The organism is Aurantimonas sp. C2-5-R2, assembly GCF_036549495.1.
Taxonomy (GTDB): domain Bacteria; phylum Pseudomonadota; class Alphaproteobacteria; order Rhizobiales; family Rhizobiaceae; genus Aurantimonas; species Aurantimonas coralicida_A.
Window position 1 is genome coordinate 20,375 of sequence record NZ_JAZHLJ010000039.1, and the last position, 17,176, is coordinate 37,550.

The 17,176-nt window shown below is 65.6% G+C and carries 17 protein-coding genes and 1 other RNA gene; 12 read left to right on the plus strand and 6 right to left on the minus strand.

The genetic code is table 11. The annotated features are described in order from the left end of the window. Positions 1-98: signal recognition particle sRNA small type (ffs, locus tag VQ044_RS15775), an RNA gene on the plus strand. A 66-nt stretch (positions 99-164) separates the two neighbouring features. On the opposite strand, the gene VQ044_RS15780 is transcribed toward ffs, so the two are convergent. After that, the gene (locus tag VQ044_RS15780; protein ID WP_327648068.1) at positions 165-767 is read right to left on the minus strand and encodes a methyltransferase family protein; all 603 of its coding nucleotides are present in this window, start codon (positions 765-767) and stop codon (positions 165-167) included. A gap of 256 nt (positions 768-1,023) precedes the next feature. Between VQ044_RS15780 and VQ044_RS15785 the strand changes: the two genes are divergently transcribed. The 6 genes from VQ044_RS15785 (at position 1,024) to VQ044_RS15810 (ending at position 7,732) form a co-directional block, all read left to right on the plus strand. After that, entirely contained in the window at positions 1,024-2,919 is a 1,896-nt protein-coding gene (locus tag VQ044_RS15785) for a DNA polymerase III subunit gamma/tau (RefSeq protein WP_327648067.1), read from the plus strand. Between the two features lie 12 nt (positions 2,920-2,931). Beyond that, positions 2,932-3,255 (plus strand): YbaB/EbfC family nucleoid-associated protein, encoded by a 324-nt coding sequence (locus VQ044_RS15790; protein ID WP_206455228.1) that lies wholly within the window; start codon positions 2,932-2,934, stop codon positions 3,253-3,255. A gap of 18 nt (positions 3,256-3,273) precedes the next feature. After that, on the plus strand, positions 3,274-3,879 hold the full coding sequence (gene recR, locus VQ044_RS15795) for a recombination mediator RecR (protein WP_327648063.1): 606 nt from the start codon (positions 3,274-3,276) through the stop codon (positions 3,877-3,879). 324 nt (positions 3,880-4,203) lie between these two features. Continuing rightward, positions 4,204-4,617, plus strand: a complete 414-nt coding sequence (locus VQ044_RS15800; RefSeq protein ID WP_327648062.1) for a hypothetical protein — start codon at positions 4,204-4,206, stop codon at positions 4,615-4,617. Positions 4,618-4,763: 146 nt separating this feature from the next. After that, positions 4,764-5,996 carry a lytic murein transglycosylase gene (locus VQ044_RS15805; RefSeq protein WP_327648060.1) on the plus strand — a complete coding sequence of 411 codons (1,233 nt, stop codon included), beginning with the start codon at positions 4,764-4,766 and terminating at the stop codon, positions 5,994-5,996. 404 nt (positions 5,997-6,400) lie between these two features. Beyond that, on the plus strand, positions 6,401-7,732 hold the full coding sequence (locus VQ044_RS15810; protein ID WP_327648058.1) for a ChaN family lipoprotein: 1,332 nt from the start codon (positions 6,401-6,403) through the stop codon (positions 7,730-7,732). A 48-nt stretch (positions 7,733-7,780) separates the two neighbouring features. On the opposite strand, the gene VQ044_RS15815 is transcribed toward VQ044_RS15810, so the two are convergent. Next, entirely contained in the window at positions 7,781-8,629 is an 849-nt protein-coding gene (locus VQ044_RS15815; RefSeq protein ID WP_327623732.1) for an LOG family protein, read from the minus strand. A 127-nt stretch (positions 8,630-8,756) separates the two neighbouring features. On the opposite strand from VQ044_RS15815, the gene dapD reads away from it, so the two are divergent. Beyond that, positions 8,757-9,611, plus strand: coding sequence for a 2,3,4,5-tetrahydropyridine-2,6-dicarboxylate N-succinyltransferase (gene dapD, locus VQ044_RS15820; RefSeq protein WP_327623731.1), 855 nt, complete (start codon positions 8,757-8,759; stop codon positions 9,609-9,611). 147 nt (positions 9,612-9,758) lie between these two features. After that, entirely contained in the window at positions 9,759-10,529 is a 771-nt protein-coding gene (locus VQ044_RS15825) for a phosphodiester glycosidase family protein (protein ID WP_327648057.1), read from the plus strand. A 7-nt stretch (positions 10,530-10,536) separates the two neighbouring features. Here VQ044_RS15825 and VQ044_RS15830 read toward each other — a convergent pair whose 3' ends face one another. After that, a complete protein-coding gene (locus VQ044_RS15830; RefSeq protein WP_327648055.1) occupies positions 10,537-11,514 on the minus strand; it encodes a lytic transglycosylase domain-containing protein in 978 nt (325 codons plus the stop codon). Between the two features lie 176 nt (positions 11,515-11,690). On the opposite strand from VQ044_RS15830, the gene dapE reads away from it, so the two are divergent. Beyond that, positions 11,691-12,881, plus strand: coding sequence for a succinyl-diaminopimelate desuccinylase (gene dapE / locus VQ044_RS15835; RefSeq protein ID WP_327648054.1), 1,191 nt, complete (start codon positions 11,691-11,693; stop codon positions 12,879-12,881). Beyond that, entirely contained in the window at positions 12,841-13,476 is a 636-nt protein-coding gene (locus VQ044_RS15840; protein WP_327648052.1) for a hypothetical protein, read from the plus strand. The genes dapE and VQ044_RS15840 overlap by 41 nt, the downstream gene beginning before the upstream one ends. Positions 13,477-13,486: 10 nt before the next feature. Here VQ044_RS15840 and truA read toward each other — a convergent pair whose 3' ends face one another. Genes truA through def form a run of 3 tightly spaced genes read right to left on the minus strand, consistent with a single transcriptional unit; the run spans position 13,487 to position 15,748 of the window. Then, positions 13,487-14,266 carry a tRNA pseudouridine(38-40) synthase TruA gene (truA, locus tag VQ044_RS15845; protein WP_327648051.1) on the minus strand — a complete coding sequence of 260 codons (780 nt, stop codon included), beginning with the start codon at positions 14,264-14,266 and terminating at the stop codon, positions 13,487-13,489. Beyond that, complete coding sequence (gene fmt, locus VQ044_RS15850) at positions 14,266-15,225, minus strand: methionyl-tRNA formyltransferase (RefSeq protein ID WP_327648050.1); 960 nt, start codon at positions 15,223-15,225, stop codon at positions 14,266-14,268. Before fmt ends, truA begins: the two co-directional genes overlap by 1 nt. Before the next feature lie 7 nt (positions 15,226-15,232). Further along, on the minus strand, positions 15,233-15,748 hold the full coding sequence (def, locus tag VQ044_RS15855; RefSeq protein ID WP_327648049.1) for a peptide deformylase: 516 nt from the start codon (positions 15,746-15,748) through the stop codon (positions 15,233-15,235). 147 nt (positions 15,749-15,895) lie between these two features. On the opposite strand from def, the gene VQ044_RS15860 reads away from it, so the two are divergent. Further along, a complete protein-coding gene (locus tag VQ044_RS15860) occupies positions 15,896-17,071 on the plus strand; it encodes a DNA recombination protein RmuC (RefSeq protein ID WP_327648047.1) in 1,176 nt (391 codons plus the stop codon). The last annotated feature ends 105 nt before the right edge of the window (positions 17,072-17,176 follow it).

A 17,176-nucleotide genomic window follows, 5' to 3' on the forward strand; every position in this document is an offset into this window, starting at 1 on the left:
GGAGGTTGGTGGTGGACGAGCCACTCGCCAACCGGGTCAGGTCCGGAAGGAAGCAGCCCCAACGAGCCACGGCACGGGTCATCGTGCCAGCCTCCCACCTTTTCCCGCCAAGCGCGATCGTTCGACGCGGACCGGCCACCGGCCGGCCCGGCGCTGCGGCGCGCCTATGGCAGCCGCAGGAAGACCGGGAGCAATCCGCTTGCCTGCGCAAGCTCGATCAACTCGAAGACCGGCATGGCGACGAAGAAGACCAACCCATCGGTCAGGGTCCGGTAGACCAGCTTCGTCTGGACCCGCAGTTCCGCTTCGTCCCGGAACAGCGACGGCTTCGGCAGAAAGCGCGGCACGGTGGCCCGATACCGGCCGTAGGATGTGCCGAATTCGTCTTTTAGAAACGATTCTTCCCGCACGATCACGATGTGGAAGGCTGCCGCGCAGCCAACGAGAAAAAGAAGCGCGATGGTGACGCTGCCGGTCTGCGCGCCGACACCCGCGGCCGCGATGCTGGAAAAGACGTAAAGCGGGTTCCGCGTGACCGAATAGGGTCCCGTGGTGACGATTTCCGCCGATTTGCGGCCGCCGATATAGAGCGTGCACCACATTCGCCCGATAATGCCGATGACGATGAAGCCGAGACCGATCGCCTCGACCATGTCGTGGATTTCTTCGTTTCCGCTGGCCCCCACGAAAAGCAGGAGAACGAAGGCGGCGAGCAACAGCACGGCCAGGCTCAGCCGGCGCATCTTCTGATATTGCGCGAGTGCCATGGGTATTCTCTTTCGCGAATCATTGGTCACCGGGGGGCGGAGACGATATACGCCGGGCGCACTTGCGGCGCACCCCGGGAATGCTCGCTGATCGTTGGAACCGTCCGCTTCGACATCGAATGGCTTGCGTCGGGGCGTCATACGTCGGAGAAACGGCCCACCAACCGCCGCATTCCGTCCAGGGTCGCGTCATGCCGTTTTCCATCCGTCCACACTTTGCCGTCGTTGGCCATTCGGCCGGCGGGAAGGGGGCGTGATGGCCGATGATACCCCGGCCGTAACGGCCTCGGAGCAGTCAACGCCCTATCGCGTGCTGGCGCGCAAATATCGGCCGCGCTCCTTCGACGACCTGATCGGCCAGCAGCCGATGGTGCGCACCCTCACCAATGCCTTCGACACTGGCCGCATCGCCCAGGCGTGGATGCTCACCGGCGTGCGCGGCGTTGGCAAGACGACGACCGCGCGCATTCTGGCGCGCGCGCTGAACTACGAGACCGACGCGATCGACCAGCCGACGATCCACATGCAGGGGCTCGGCGTTCACTGTCAGGCGATCATGGAGGGCCGGCATGTCGACGTGGTCGAGATGGACGCCGCCTCCCACACCGGCATCGACGATGTGCGCGAGATCATTGCCCAGGTGCGCTACCGCCCGGTCTCGGCGCGCTACAAGGTCTACATCATCGACGAAGTCCACATGCTGTCGAACCAGGCCTTCAACGGCCTGTTGAAGACGCTGGAGGAGCCGCCGGAACATGTGAAATTCGTCTTCGCGACCACCGAGATTCGCAAGGTTCCGATCACGGTCCTGTCCCGCTGCCAGCGCTTCGATCTGAGGCGCGTCGATTCGGCGACGCTGATGGCGCATCTCCAGCGCATCGCCGAATCCGAAGCCGTAGCGGTCGACGACGACGCGCTGCGGCTGATCGCCCGCGCGGCCGAGGGCTCGGTGCGCGACGCGCTGTCGCTGACCGACCAGGCGATCGCTCATGGCGCCGGCGCCGTCACGGCGGAGGCCGTGCGCGACATGCTGGGGTTGGCAGACCGGGTCCGTATCATCGACCTGTTCCAGATGTTGATGAAGGGCGATGGCCGCGCGGCGCTGTCGGAGCTGCGCGAGCAATATGTCGCCGGCGCTGATCCGGTGGTTATCCTCGCCGATCTCGCCGATTTCACCCATCTGGTGACGACGCTGCGCTACGTGCCGGAAGCGGCCGAGGATGCTGCGCTGTCGCCGATGGAGGCGGAAAGGGGGCTCGAATTTTCCAAGACGCTCTCGATCCGAACCCTCGGCCAGGTCTGGCAGATGCTTTTGAAGGCGCTGGACGAGGCGCGCAACGCGACATCGCCGCGCCAGGCGGCGGAAATGGCGCTGATCCGGATCGCCCATGCGGCGGATCTGCCGTCCCCGGACGACTTGGTCCGCTTGATCCGCGAGGGCGGCCTTGCGGGCCTGCCGGCGCTAGCCGGCGGCAAGAGCGGCGGCGACGGTGCGCAGGCACACGCGCAAGCCGCGCCGGTCGTGGGTGTGGCGCAGTCATCGCCGGGTGCATCCGAACGCCAGACGGATCGAACGACGGCCTTTGCCGGCAATGGCGCCCCGCCCCGTCCGCGCCTGTCGCTCGCGCCATCTGGTCAGGCGTCGCGTCAGGCGGCGCCCGCCCCTGCACCGACGACGGCTCCGCCCGAGGTCGAGATCGGGTCGCTGGAAGCCCTCGTGGCGCTAGCCGAGGACAAGCGCGATTCCTTGATGCAGGTGTCGATCCGCCGCTATCTGCGGCTGGTCAAGCTGGAGCCGGGCCGTCTCGAAGTGGCGCTCACGCCGGAGGCGCCGCGCGCCCTCGTCACCGATCTTTCGCGCAAGCTGCATGAATGGACCGGGCGGCGCTGGGTCGTGACGATCTCCAGCGGCGAGGGGCAGCCGACGCTCGAGGAAACGGCGACCGCGCGGCGCGATACGCTGTTATCTGACGCGGCGGCCGATCCGGAGGTGGCGGCGGTGCTGGCGGCGTTTCCCGGCGCCAAGGTGCTGGATGTCCGGCTGCGCGGCGACGCTGCGGCGGTCGATCTCGCCGCGGACCTTTCCGCCGAGGTTTCCGATGACGACATATTAGACGATCCGTCCGAGCGTTCGGACGACGATGACGATTAGGAGAAGAACGGCATGAAAGATCTGATGGGCATGATGAAGCAGGCCAAGGCCATGCAGGAAAAGATGGCGGGCCTTCAGGAGGACATCGCGCGGATCACCGTCACCGGCCAGTCCGGCGGCGGCGTCGTGTCCGTCACGCTGAGCGGCAAGGGCGAGATGCAGGCGCTGGCCATCGACCCGTCGCTGTTGAAGGACGACGAGAAGGACATCGTCGAGGATCTGGTCATCGCCGCCCACAACGACGCCAAGGCCAAGCTCGACGTGGCGATCCAGGAGAAGACCCAGGAATTGACCGCCGGGCTCGAACTTCCCGCCGGCATGAAGCTGCCCTTCTAGAAAGGACGCATCTTTCTCATGGCGAAAACCATCGCGGGTCCGGAGATCGAGCGGCTGATCCAGCTGCTCGCCAAGCTGCCGGGCCTCGGCCCCCGCTCGGCCCGCCGCGCGGCGCTGCACCTCGTCAAGCGCCGCGAACAGCTGCTGGCGCCGCTGACGACGGCGATGGCCGAGGCGCTGGAGAAGGTGACGGTCTGCTCGGCGTGCGGCAATATCGACACGCATGATCCCTGCACGATCTGCCTCGATACGGCGCGCGACCAGGCGACGGTCATCGTCGTCGAGGACGTGTCCGATCTCTGGGCGCTGGAGCGGGCGAAGGCGCTGAACGCGGCCTATCACGTGCTCGGCGGCGTGTTGTCGCCGCTCGACGGCATTGGTCCGGACGATCTGACCATACGGCAACTGGTCGAGCGGGTGCATCGCGGCGGCGTCAAGGAGCTGGTGCTGGCGGTCAACGCCACCGTCGAGGGCCAGACCACGGCGCATTATTTGATGGACCAGCTGGAGGGCCTCGACGTGAAGGTCACGCGGCTGGCCCACGGTGTGCCGGTTGGCGGCGAACTCGACTATCTCGATGAGGGAACGCTCGCCGCCGCGATGCGGTCGCGGGCGGTGCTCTGAATCCAGGCGTATGGGCCGTGGGATGTGTGGGGTTCTCTGTGGATCGGAAGATCATCGGGAAGCAGGAGCTGCGGCAATGGGCCCGAATCCGGTGAACGAGCAGATTTCACCTCGGCCGCCGGGCTGATCACGATATTTTCTTCCTCGGCTAAGAGCCGTTAGGTCGCAAGCAGCCATTACCCTCCCGCCCCCTCCAAGCCATCAACACCTTTTTGGACTAGCCCTTTGAGCAGTCACTTCTGCCATTGATCAATTCTGAACGACCGTTCGCAATGCTACTGGTTGCGTAGGATCTCTAATTGCGAGCGGGATGGAGTTGTGAGGATGCTGAAATGGATGCCGGTGATCTGCATATCCGCGGCCATGACGTTAGCGTTCGTCGTCGTTGCGGACGCGCAAGAGCAGATGTTCCTGGGTCCTTGGCAGCAGGTCGAGACGAATGCTGGCGCTTGCCGGACGTGTCGGATCGAGTTTGCGAAGAATGCTGACTTCCTGAACGTGACCGCCAACAATGGATGGTCGGCCTCGGTCAGTGTGACGGGGAGCATGAATCACATCGAAGCAAGGGGGAATGGCGTCTGGTCGACCAGAAAGCGAGGATGGGTGGCAGGTAGACCCTTCGATGTCCTCTTCCGACTGATCGATCAGCGTCTGCACATGAGGATGCGTGTCAAAAAGGCCAACGGTTCACGGCGGCTGATAGAAGCTGTCTTCGAGCGTATATGGTTAGGAGCGTGAGATATCGAGCTCGGCAGAAGCGAGTAGATCATGAAACAGAATTAGCAATTCTGTTTCAAATCCGGAAGACGTCGAAAGAGGCGCTCGGCTCCACGGTGGCCGCACAGCGCCTTGGCTCGCCCCATAGACCCGGCTACCCTTGTGCGATGTTTCGCGATCTTTTCCTCCCGCTGATCACGCTCGCCATTCTGATCGCCGCGCCGCTGCCCGCCCGCGCCGACGCGGTGACCGACGGTTTCCGCGCCTTCCTCGAAGCCGACATATGGCCTGCGGCCAATGCGCGGGGCGTGCCGCGCGCCGTGTTCGACGCGGCGTTCAAGGGCGTGACGCCGAACTTGAAGCTGCCGGACCTCCAGCTTCCCGGCTCGAAGGAAACCGTCGCGGAGACGAACTTCCAGGCCGAGTTCAAGAGCGGCGCCGACTATCTCTCCGAGCGGGCCGTTGCCGCCAATGCCGCGAGCGGGCGCAAGCTCCTCGCCCGCTATAAGTCGGTGCTCGACAGGATCGAGGCGCGCTACGGCGTGCCGGCGCCGATCATCGTCGCAATCTGGGGCCGCGAATCGGCCTTCGGCAACGCGAAGATCCCGGAAAACGCCTTCGAAGTGCTTGGCACCAAGGCCTATCTGTCGCGGCGCAAGGCGTTGTTCAGGGACGAACTCCTCGCGGCGCTCGAAATCGTCGCGGACGGGCATCTGCAAGCCTCGCAGATGAAATCCTCCTGGGCCGGGGCGCTCGGCCAGCCGCAATTCATGTCGTCGAAATTCCTCGCGTTGGCGGTGGATTTCGACGGCGACGGCAAGAAGGACATCTGGAATTCGGTGCCCGACACGTTGGCCTCGATCGCGAATTATCTGCGACAGAGCGGCTGGCAACCGGGCCGGGACTGGGGCTTCGAGGCCGTCGTGCCGGCCAGCGTTTCCTGCGCCAATGAGGGGCCGGATCGCGGCCGTCCCATCGCCGAGTTCGTCGCCGCCGGCGTGACCCGCGTCTCCGGCCGTCCGTTTCCGCCGCAGGAGGTGACGGAGCAGGGGCATTTGATGATGCCGGCCGGGCGCTTCGGCCCCGCCTTTATCGCGACGCCGAACTTCTACGTCATCAAGGCGTATAACAACTCCGACCTCTACGCCCTGTTCGTCGGCCATGTCGCCGACAGGATGCAAGGCGCGGGATCGCTGCAAGGGCGGTGGGCGAAGACCGATCGCATGACGCGCGGCGACGTCGCCCGGATGCAGACAAAACTGGAGGCAAAGGGGTACGACGTCGGCGGCGCCGATGGGCTCGCTGGCTTCAAGACCCGGCGCTCGATCGGCGATTTCGAGGCCCGCGCGGGCTTGCCGCAGACCTGTTGGCCTAACCAAGCGATAGCCGCGAAATTGTGACGGCCGCCTCGCTCATCCACAGCTAATTTAAGCCTTCGTTGAGGATGTGGGTCGAAAGCATCGGGGTGTTGCGGCGTGTCCCTATCGCGTCCGCGGACGGCTCTGTATGCCAATTCTGCGGAACCCGAGGAGGGCACGCGAAGTCCATTCGCAGTGCCACGCGGCGGGAGTTGCCTGGGGAGGCGACGCAGACGGTCCGATCACGAGAATCGGACCGTCTGCCCCTCTCCAGCAGGGTAAGCCGACGCAAATCCTAAGAATTCGGCAATTGACTAGCGTTTTTCGGCACTTTTCCCTTGAAATGGCGGCTGCTGCAATAGTTTCGCCACATCCTGTGCCGATCACTTGCTGATCGATGGTGGCGCGATTCGCGGGCGTTCCATCAGCTTTGGGGGGAAAGCCGTTTGTACCGTTCCGTCTGGGTTCCATCCAGCATCGTGCTGCTCGCAGGTCTTGGCACCGTTTTCGTCGGGGCCGCCGATCGCCTGACGCCGCCGATCCCCAGCGAAGCCGCGAAGACGGCCGATTTCGTGCCCCCGGCCCGAGAAGCGCGTGTCGAGGTTTCCTATCGCCCTGATGGCGACGATCCGTTTTCCGACGTTGCCGTGGCGACCGTCGAGCCCTTCGATGAAGACGGAGACGGCACGACGGAGGCGATCCCCGCGAACAGCCTTCTGCCCGCTCGGACGGCGCCGAAAGCGGCGCACTCGCTGCAGCGTCTGGCCGCTGCCGGCGACGCCAAGGCCAAAGCTCTGAAGATCGCCGAGGCGGCCGGGGACGCTTCGGCGGATCGCCAGCCCGCGATGCTCGACAAACCGGTCGAACCCGCTCGGTCCGCCTGGCAGTCCGCCTATTTCGCCGACAACCCGCTGGTCGGCCAGGTCTTCGGCGCCGATGGCACGCCGTCCAGCCAGGACGCGCTGTTGGGCGCGGCGCACGGTGCCCGCTACGTGCTGCTCGGCGAGATCCACGACAATCCCGATCATCATCTGATCCAGTCCGACATTATCGGCGGACTGGCGAAGCTGGGCGCCAAGCCCTCGGTGGTCTTCGAAATGATCCCGCAGGGCTTCGCCGACATTCTGGCGGGGTTCGAGGCTGGCGATGACAAGGATCTCGCAACGCTGGCCGAGCGTCTCCAATGGTCCGAACGGGGCTGGCCGGACTTCTCGCTGTATCGGCCAATCTTCGACTCCGCGGTGGCGAACGATCTGCCGATCCGCGCGGGCAATCTCGATCGCGAGACCGTCAGGGCGATCGCCGAGGACGGCGTTACGGCGCTCACGGACGCCAATGTGCGGCGGTGGAGCCTCGACGATCAAATGCCGGCGGCGCAGTCGGCGGAACTGGCCGAAACGATCCGCGAGGCCCATTGCGGGTTGATGCCGGACGGTGCCATCGCGCCGATGACGCTGGTGCAACGGGCCCGTGACGGGGCATTGGCAGAGGCCATGATCGGCGCAGCCGGCGAGACCGGCAGCGCGGTGCTGATCGCCGGTTCCGGTCATGTCCGCAATGACTGGGCGGTGCCGGTGATCCTGGCCGAGCGCGAGCCGCAATCGCGCGCGGTGTCGGTGCAGATGGTCGAAGTCGCCGAGGGCAAAGGCCAGCCTGCTGACTATGGACTGACGCCGGCGGCGCCGGCTCCCTTTGACTTCACCATTTTCACGCCACGCCAAAATGTCAGCGACCGCTGCGCCGAGTTGCGCGCGCAGATGGGCGCGAGCGTCGACTGACCGGCGGAGGTTGCGTGAGCGGCACTCCGCCGGCGTCTCGCATTCTCCTCAGAACTCGTAAAACGTCCGGATCGCCTTCCAGCCGTCTTCCGCCGTATCGGCGAAAGTGATGAGGTCGAGATCCTCGGGTGCGATGGTGCCTTCCTCGGCCAGCGCCTCGAAATTGATCACCCGCCGCCAGAATTCCTCGCCGAACAGGATCACCGGGATGCGCTGCATCCGCTGGGTCTGGATTAGCGTCAGGGCCTCGAACAGCTCGTCCATGGTGCCGAAGCCGCCCGGGAAGATCGCCATCGCCTTCGCCCGCAGCAGGAAGTGCATCTTGCGGATCGCAAAATAGTGGAAGTTGAAGGACAGATCGGGCGTGGCGAAATGGTTCGGCGCCTGCTCGTGCGGCAGGGTGATGTTGAGCGCGATCGACACTGCATCGACATCCGCAGCGCCGCGATTGCCGGCCTCCATGATGCCGGGGCCGCCGCCGGTGACGATGACGAATTCCTTGCCGCCGGAACTGTCCGCCGAGTGCTGTGAGGCCAATTGCGCGAAATTGCGCGCCTCGTCATAGAAGCGGGCGTTGGCTTCGAGATTGCGCTTCTGGGTGTCGTTCTTGGCCGCCCAGGCATCGGTGCCGGGCTCGGGGATGCGGGCGCCGCCGAACAGGACGACCGTGGACAGGATGCCCGCCTCGATCAGCGCCATCTCGGGCTTCATCATCTCGAGTTGCAGGCGCACGCCGCGCAATTCCTCGCGGGTCAGGAAGTCGGCGTCGTCGAAGGCGAGGCGGTAGGTCGGCGACAGCGTCTGCGGCGTGTGCTCCTGGTCCTTGGTGGCCTCCTTGTCCCGCTGCGAACTTGGAAACGGATCCCAGCCATGCTGGTCGCGGGGTGGTTGCTGCATTATCGAGGCCTCGTTCGGTTTGCCCGTGCGGTTTCATTGACCGCTTCACCCCCTTCAACTAGGGTCCGCGCCGATTTGGACAGGGTCTTGAGGCCCTGAAGCCCCCCGATTTTCAGGAGTTTTGCCGATGACCGCGCCCGACCGCGCCGCTCTCGAAACCACGATCGAACGAGCCTTCGAGGACCGCGACAGCGTCTCGGCATCGACCACGGGCGAGATTCGCGACGCCGTCGACGCGGCACTCGACCTGCTCGACCGTGGCGAGGCCCGCGTCGCAACCCGTGGCGGCGATGGTCAGTGGACGGTGCATCAGTGGTTGAAGAAGGCGGTGCTGTTGTCGTTCCGGCTCAACGACATGCAGGTCATCGAGGGTGGCCCCGGCGGGGCGACCTGGTGGGACAAGGTGCCGTCGAAATTCGCCGGCTGGGACGAAACGCGCTTCCGCGCGGCAGGTCTCAGGGCGGTTCCCGGTGCCATCGTGCGGCGCTCGGCCCATATCGGCAAGGACGTCGTCTTGATGCCGTCCTTCGTCAATCTCGGCGCCTATGTCGACGAGGGTACGATGGTCGACGGCTGGGCGACCGTCGGCTCCTGCGCCCAGATCGGCAAGAACGTGCATCTGTCGGGCGGTGTCGGCATCGGCGGCGTGCTGGAGCCGATGCAGGCCGGTCCGACGATCATCGAGGACAATTGCTTTATCGGCGCGCGCTCCGAGGTGGTCGAGGGCTGCATCGTGCGCGAGGGCGCCGTGCTCGGCATGGGCGTATTCATCGGCCAGTCGACCAAGATCGTCGACCGGGCCACAGGCGAGATCAGCTATGGGGAGGTGCCGCCCTATTCGGTGGTCGTCGCCGGCGCGCTGCCCGGCAAGCCGATGGGCAATGGCGAGCCCGGCCCGAGCCTTTATTGCGCCGTCATCGTCAAGCGGGTCGACGAGCGCACGCGCTCGAAGACCTCGATCAACGAGCTGCTGCGCAACTGACGCGGGTAGAGTGCCGTGCGTCCGTTCGGGCGCACAAAGCACGCTCTAACATTTTGATTGAGCATCGGAATAATCCAAAACCGGATTCCACTTTTTAGTCTGATGCACTAGCCGGACTGCATCAGCCCGGGCCTGAGCGAGGATGAGATGGCGAGACTGCAATCCTTCTGGCCGTTGTCGCTCGCCGCGCTCGGCGGCCTGTTCGGCTGGTTGCAGCCGGCGCCGGCGATTCCGCCGGACCATCAGGGTCTCTGCCGGACCGAAACCGCCGGGGGCGTCGATTACATCGTCTGCGACGTCCCGCTCGACCGCTACGCGGTGATGCTGCGGTCCGAGGACGCGGCGGGACAGCCTTACGAGACGTTCGAGCGCGCCGCTGCGAGCGTCGGCGAGCTGCGCGTGCGGCTGATCATGAACGCCGGCATGTATCACGAGGATCGCCGCGCGGTGGGACTCGCCGTGCAGGACGGGCGCGTGCTGAAGCAGGCTGTGCGCGGCACCGGTAGCGGCAATTTCTCGATGCAGCCGAACGGGGTGTTCTTCATCGAGAACGGCAAGGCTTACGTCCGCGATACGGAGCGCTATCTCTCCGGCAACCACACGCCGGAGCTCGCCACACAGTCGGGGCCGATGCTCTTGATCGACGGCCGGCTACATCCCCGTTTCATCGACGGCTCCGACAGCCGCTACGTTCGCAACGGCGTCTGCGCCAGCGAGGACGGCCGGACGGTACGCCTCGTCCTGTCCCGCAAGCCGGTGAATTTCTGGGATTTCGCGACGTTCTTCCGGGACCGGCTCGGCTGCCGCGATGCGCTGTTCTTCGACGGCAAGGTGTCGAGCCTCTACTATCCCGGTTCCGGCATCGACTACCGCCGCGACCGGCTCGGGCCGATGCTGGTCGTCATCGACCGCGACTGACCCGACGCTATTTGTCGGCGGTGCCGGCCATGCGATCGGCGAGCGCGGCGTCGTCCGCGACCACCGTTGCGTCAGCGGCGGCGATGCGGCCGCCCTTGGCCTCACCGTCCTCTGAAACCGCGGCCTGGCCGCCGGTTGCCGCCGCGCTCTCGGCCCGTGGCGCTGCGGCAGGCGCGGCGGCGACAGCGACCTGGTCGGCCCCCTCCTTCGGCGCCGCTATCTGGACAGGCTTGGCTGAAACGGCACGAACCCTCGTCTTCGTAGACGTTGATGGCTCCTCCGACGGTGTCACGGCGGCGACGAGCGTTCCGATAAGGCCCGGCTCTTCGGCAGGCGCCTCGACTACAGCCGGCATCCGCCGCCGTTTGACGATCTCGGCCATATGCGCCTTGACGGCGGAGCAGTAGCGGGCGGCCGAGGCGCTCATGCGGGTCGTGCGCAGCCCGCCCTTGTATTTCATCGACGCCTTGCAGACGTCGCGGCCGCCCTGTTCCCAGGCGCCCTTCAGATATTTCATGCCGTAGGTGAGGTTGGTGTCCGGGTCGAAGAGCGCGTTGGCCGATCCGGAAAAGCCCATGCTGCGGGCCGTCGCCGGCTTGATCTGACTGAGGCCGTAGACGCCGCCGGCGCCGCGCGCCTTCGGATTGTAGCGGCTTTCGACGCGCACGACCGCATAGGCCAATGCCGGCGGGATACCATTTTCGCGCGCGTGTTCTTCGATCATCCGGTCGAGCGAGGCGCTGCCGGAGATCGTGCCGCGCTCGGTGGCTTGCTTCGCCTCGCGGGCCGCGATCTTCACGTCCCCGTCGGACGGGGCGACTCCAGTGGCAAGGGCGGCGACCTCCGCCTCGGTTGCCGTATCGGTCTGTGCGGACTCAAGGGCGGTAGCCAGCGGCGAGCCGCCGGCGACGCAACCGGAAAGGCTCGCAATGGCGACGATCGCGAACGTCGACGCCGTGACGGCGCGCCTTGTCGCTGGGATCATGAACTCCAACACTCGCATGCACTTTTCTCTCAACAAACCGGCCGCGCCCAGTCCGTTGGTCCGCTTCGCGGCGGAAAGGTGACGAAACCATTCTTTGCTCGATTTTCCGCAGCTGTGACGGTGACTTATCGCGTGCCTGTGGCGAGCCTGCATCAATTGGTCTATCTGACGCGGCCATGACAAAGATGACCGATCCCGTCGACATTCTCTCGTGCCTGATCCGCTGCCCGTCGGTGACCCCCGACGAAGGCGGCGCGCTGGCCGCGCTCGAAGCCATGCTGACGCCGCTTGGATTCGCGGTCGAGCGCCCAGTGTTTTCCGGTGAGGGTACGCCCGATGTCGAAAACCTCTTCGCCCGCGCCGGGGCGTCCGGCCCGCATCTCGTCTTTGCCGGGCACACCGACGTGGTGCCGCCGGGCGAGATAAGCGATTGGCGGGAAGGCCCGTTCTCGGCGGCGATCGTCGATGGCGAGCTTTACGGGCGCGGCGCGGTCGACATGAAGGGCGGCATCGCCGCTTTCGTCGCTGCCTATGGGCGCCATGTCCATCACGGCGCCCCGGCGGGACGGGTCTCACTACTGATCACCGGCGACGAGGAGGGGCCGGCGGTGAACGGCACGGCCAAGCTTTTGGAATGGGCCAAGGCGAGAGGCGAAGATTTCGACGCCTGCCTCGTCGGCGAGCCGACCAACCGCGAAGCACTGGGCGACATGATCAAGGTGGGCCGGCGCGGCTCGCTCTCGGCCGAGCTGCGGGTCACCGGCCGGCAGGGCCACGTCGCCTATCCGCATTTGGCGGACAACCCGGTGCGCGCGGTCGTTACGATCGCCGAGGCGCTGATGGCCGAACCGCTCGACGCGGGCTCCGAGCAGTTTCCGGCCTCCAACCTCGAAATCACCTCGATCGACATCGGTAATCCGTCGGTCAACGTCATTCCGGCGCGGGCGCGCCTGTTCTTCAATGTCCGCTTCAGCGACCGCTGGACGCCGGAGAGCCTCAAGGAGGAACTGACGCGGCGCATAGAAGCGGCCGCGGCTTCGCAGCGGTTCCGTCCCGGCCGCGAGGCGGCGGCGGTCGAGATCGTATGGCGCGAGCGTCCGGCCGAAGCATTCCTGACGCGGGACGACGCCTTGACCCAGTCGCTGATCGACGCGGTCGCGGATGTCACCGGGCGTCAGCCGGAACTCTCGACATCGGGAGGAACGTCGGACGCGCGTTTCATCAAGGATTATTGCCCGGTTGTGGAATTTGGTCTTGTCGGCAAGACTATGCACATGGCCAATGAACGGGTGGCCCTGTCCGACCTCGAGGAACTGACGAGGATTTATGAAGCTTTCATCGCCCGCTGGTTCGCCGCCCACGCCTGACCTGGTGCCGAGCATCGACGATATCGTCCGCTTTTTCTCGGGCACCGCCTTGCTGATGGCCGGCCGGGCCGAGGGGCTGAAGCGCCTCGATCTGTCCGCCGATGGCTTCTGGCAGTCCTTTTCGGCCATCGTGGTGGCGCTGCCGCCGATCGCGCTGTCATGGATCGAGTTCGAATCGGTCCAGGGCGAGGGCCGGGCCACCGACATGGGGCCGGTCGCCGTCTATGGCGCGCACGCCTTGGCCGATGTTCTCGCATGGGTGCTGCCGATCCTCGTCCTGATGCTGGTCGCCAAGCCGATCGGCTATTCCCGCAAGATCGTGCCGCTGGTGGTCGCCACCAATTGGGGCGGCGCCATGCTCGCCTGGGTGTTCGCGCCCTATTGGCTGGTCGTGCTTTTGGTCGGCATGGGCGGCGGAACGGCGTTGCTCGGCGCGCTGGTCACCATCGCCTCGATCGCGCTCACCGTGCGGCTGATCTTCTTTGCCACCGGCAAGGATCTGGGCGGCGCCGTGGCGGTCACCATTTTGATGATCGTCTCCGCCCTGGTCAGCTATGGCGCGGTGATGGACCTGACCGGCATTCCGCTGATCTGATCAGGCCATATTAGCCCGGATAAGGCGGCAGTGTGCGCTTCGGCGCCGTGCCATATTCGATCCGCGTCAGATACAGCCCGTCGGCCGGCGCGACCGGGCCGCAGCGGATGCGGTCGCGCGATTTCAGCGCGGCGACGACGTCTTCCTCGCTCCAGCGGTATTCGCCGACGAGCTTCAGCGTTCCGGCGAAGGAGCGGATCTGGTTGTGCAGGAACGACTGGGCCATGGCGTGGATGTGGATCTCGTCGCCGGGTCCCTTGACGATGTCGAGGCGTTCGAGCGTGCGGATCGGGTTCTTGGCCTGGCAATGGGCGGAGCGAAAGGTGTTGAAATCGTGGGTGCCGACGAGGCGCTGGGCGGCGCGATGCATCGCGTCGACGTCGAGCGGCTTGGAAACCCACCAGACCTGGCCGGCGAGCAGCACGGGCGGCGGCCGGCGGTTGAAGATACGGTAGAGATAATGCCGCTTGCGGGCGGAAAAGCGGGCGTCGAAATCCTCATCAACGCGCTCGACGTCGAGGATCGCGACGGCCTCGCGGCGTAGATGGGCATTGAGCGCGTCGCGTATGACGACGCAGTCCCATTCGCGCGACAGATCGAGATGCGCGACCTGCCCGGTGGCATGAACGCCGGCGTCGGTCCGCCCGGCGCCGAACAGCACAGCAGGCTCGCCGGAAAAACCGGCAATGGCGGTCTCGACGGCCTCCTGCACCGAGGGGTCGTTGGTCTGGCGCTGCCAGCCGCAATAGGGCTTGCCGTTGTACTCGATAGTGAGCTTGTATCGGGGCATCAGGTGGAGCCGGCGACGCTGCCGGCCGGCACGGGCGACCCCCGCAAGAGGTCGTCCGCGGCCATCGGCTTGCCGCCGGCGCGTTGCAGTTCGAGAAGGCGCACCGCCCCCGAACCACAGGCAACAAGCAGGTGGTCGTCGAGCACCGTGCCCGGCACGCCCGCGCCCGTCTCGGGCGAAGCACGCAGGATCTTCACCCGCTCTGGCTTGCCGCCGAACGACATCGTCGTCCAGGCGCCCGGGAACGGCGAGAAGGCGTTGCTCTTGGCCGCGATCAGCCGGGCGTCCCCGGCAAAGTCGAGCGCCGCCTCGGCCTTGTCGATCTTCCTGGCGTAGAGCGGCGCACGCCCTGTCCGCGCGGCGATCGCGTCCTGGTCCTCGAAGGTCAGGGTGCCGGCTTCGAGCTTTTGCAGCGCCTCGGCCATCAGATCGGCCGAGATCGCCGCGAGCCGGTCGTGCAACTCGCCAGCGGTCTCGGTCTCGCCAATCGGCGTTTCGGCCGTCAGCGCCACCGGGCCGGTGTCGAGGCCGAGTTCCATGCGCATCACCATCATGCCGGTGGCGGCGTCGCCAGCCTCGATCGCCCGCTGGATCGGCGCGGCGCCGCGCCAGCGCGGCAGCAGCGAGCCGTGACCATTGAGACAGCCGTGGCGTGGCGCGTCGAGGATCGGACGCGGCAGCAACAGGCCATAGGCGACGACGATTGCGACATCGGATTCCAGCGTCGCGAAGGCCGTAATCTCCGCCTCATCCTTGAAATTCAAGGGTGTGCGAACGTCCAGCCCCAGCCGTTCGGCTTCGGTCTGGATGGGCGAAGGGGTCAATGTCAGGCCCCGGCGCCCGGCCTTGCGCGGCGGCTGGGTGTAGACGGCGGCGATGTCATGTTCGGCGGCGTGGATGGCGCGCAAGGTCGGGACGGCGAAGGCGGGCGTCCCCATGAAGACGACGCGCAGCGTCATCGCCGGCTCACGCGATGGCCTTGCGGGCCGCCTTGGTGAACTTCTTCACCACCATGTCCCGCTTCAGCTTGGAGATGTGGTCGATGAACAGGATGCCGTTGAGATGGTCGATCTCGTGCAAGAGGCAGGTGGCCAGGATGCCGTCCGCCGTCTCTTCGTGCATCTTGCCGTCGAGGCCGAGATAGCGGACCGTCACCTCGGCGGACCGCTCGACCTCGGCATAATAGTCAGGGATCGACAGGCAACCTTCCTCATAGACATTGCGGGCATCGGACTCGGCCAGAATCTCGGGATTCAGAAACACCTGCGGCGCCTTGTCTTCCTCTTCCTTGGAGATGTCGATCACCAGCAGGCGAAGCGGTTCGCCCACCTGAATCGCCGCGAGCCCGATGCCGGGCGCGTCGTACATCGTGTCCAGCATGTTGTCGGCCAGCCGCTTGACGCGGTCGTCAACCGTTTCGACGGGCTTGGAGGTCTGGCGCAGGATCGGATCCGGCAGAATGATGAGAGGCTTGATCGTCATGGCCGCTGAGGTAATCGCTGACACAATCGCGGTCAATCGGTGCGGTGCCGACATGCGGACGGGCTTCCATGCGCCGTTGATACTTCCAGCGCAGCAATGTTCGTGCTTTGGTCCAATTCGTTAACGAATCGAATCTAGGGTCGGACCATGGACAGCGACGCTCTTGCCGCCCTTCTCACGACGCCCATCATCACGATCGGCAGCCATGCAGTCCCGGTCTTTGCCCTGGTTCTGGCGGGCCTGCTGTTGCTCCTCCTCATCCTGTGGCTGCGCGCCCGCCGCGCGGCGCGGGAGGCACTGGAGCTGGTGGAAAGCCGCGAGGCGGAATCGTCCGATCGACTGGACGCGGTGCTGAAATCCCAGTCCGAAATCACCGGCCGGATGCAGACAATGGCCGAGATCTTCGGCGCCCGGCAAGCGGACCTCACCCGCACCCTCGCCGAGCGTTTCGACGGACTAACCTCGCGCGTCGGGCAGTCGATCATCCAGACCACCACAACGACCAACGCCTCGCTGTCCGCCCTGTCCGAACGCCTCGCGGTGATCGATCGCGCCCAGGGCGAAATCCGGAATTTGGCCGGCGAGGTGGTCCGGTTGCAGGACATCCTTGCCAACAAGCAGACGCGCGGCGCCTTCGGGGAGGGTCGGATGCAGGCGATCGTGGCCGACGCACTGCCGAGCGCTGCCTATTCCTTCCAGGCAACGCTTTCCAACGGCAAGCGCCCCGACTGCCTGATCAACATGCCGAACGGCGCGCCCTCGCTTGCTATCGACGCGAAGTTTCCGCTCGAGGCCTACAGCGCGCTGCGCGACGCCGAGAGCGACGATGCCCGCGACTTCGCCGCAAGCCGGCTGCGGCGCGACATGGATGTCCACGTCAAGGCGATCGCCGGTAAGTACCTCATTCCCGGCGAGACGCAGGATACCGCGTTCCTGTTCGTGCCGTCGGAGACGATCTTCGCCGAGCTGCATGAGCGGTTCGAGGACGTCGTCCAGAAAGCCTATCGGGCGCGGGTCGTCATCGTGTCGCCGTCGCTGCTGCTGTTGTCGATCCAGGTCGTTCAGGCGATCCTCAAGGATGCGCGGATGCGCGCCGAGGCCGGCCGTATCCAACAAGAGGTCCGGCACCTGACGGAGGATCTGACCCGGCTCGACGCCCGCGTCGCCGCATTGAAGACCCATTTCGGTCAAGCCGGTCGTGACGTCGATCAGATCCTCGTCTCGACCGAGAAACTGATCCGGCGCGGTGAGCGGATCGAGGCCGTCGAGCTCGGCGAGGCGGAGACCTTGAACCCTGTCAGGGCGCGGGTGCCCGCCGAGTGACGCAAGCGGCGCGACTAGGCTCAGGACCTATTAATTTCTCTTGATCTGTGATTCACGGTCTCCATTGAAGGAGGCTTTGATGGGTGATTTGTTTTTGTTGAGCGA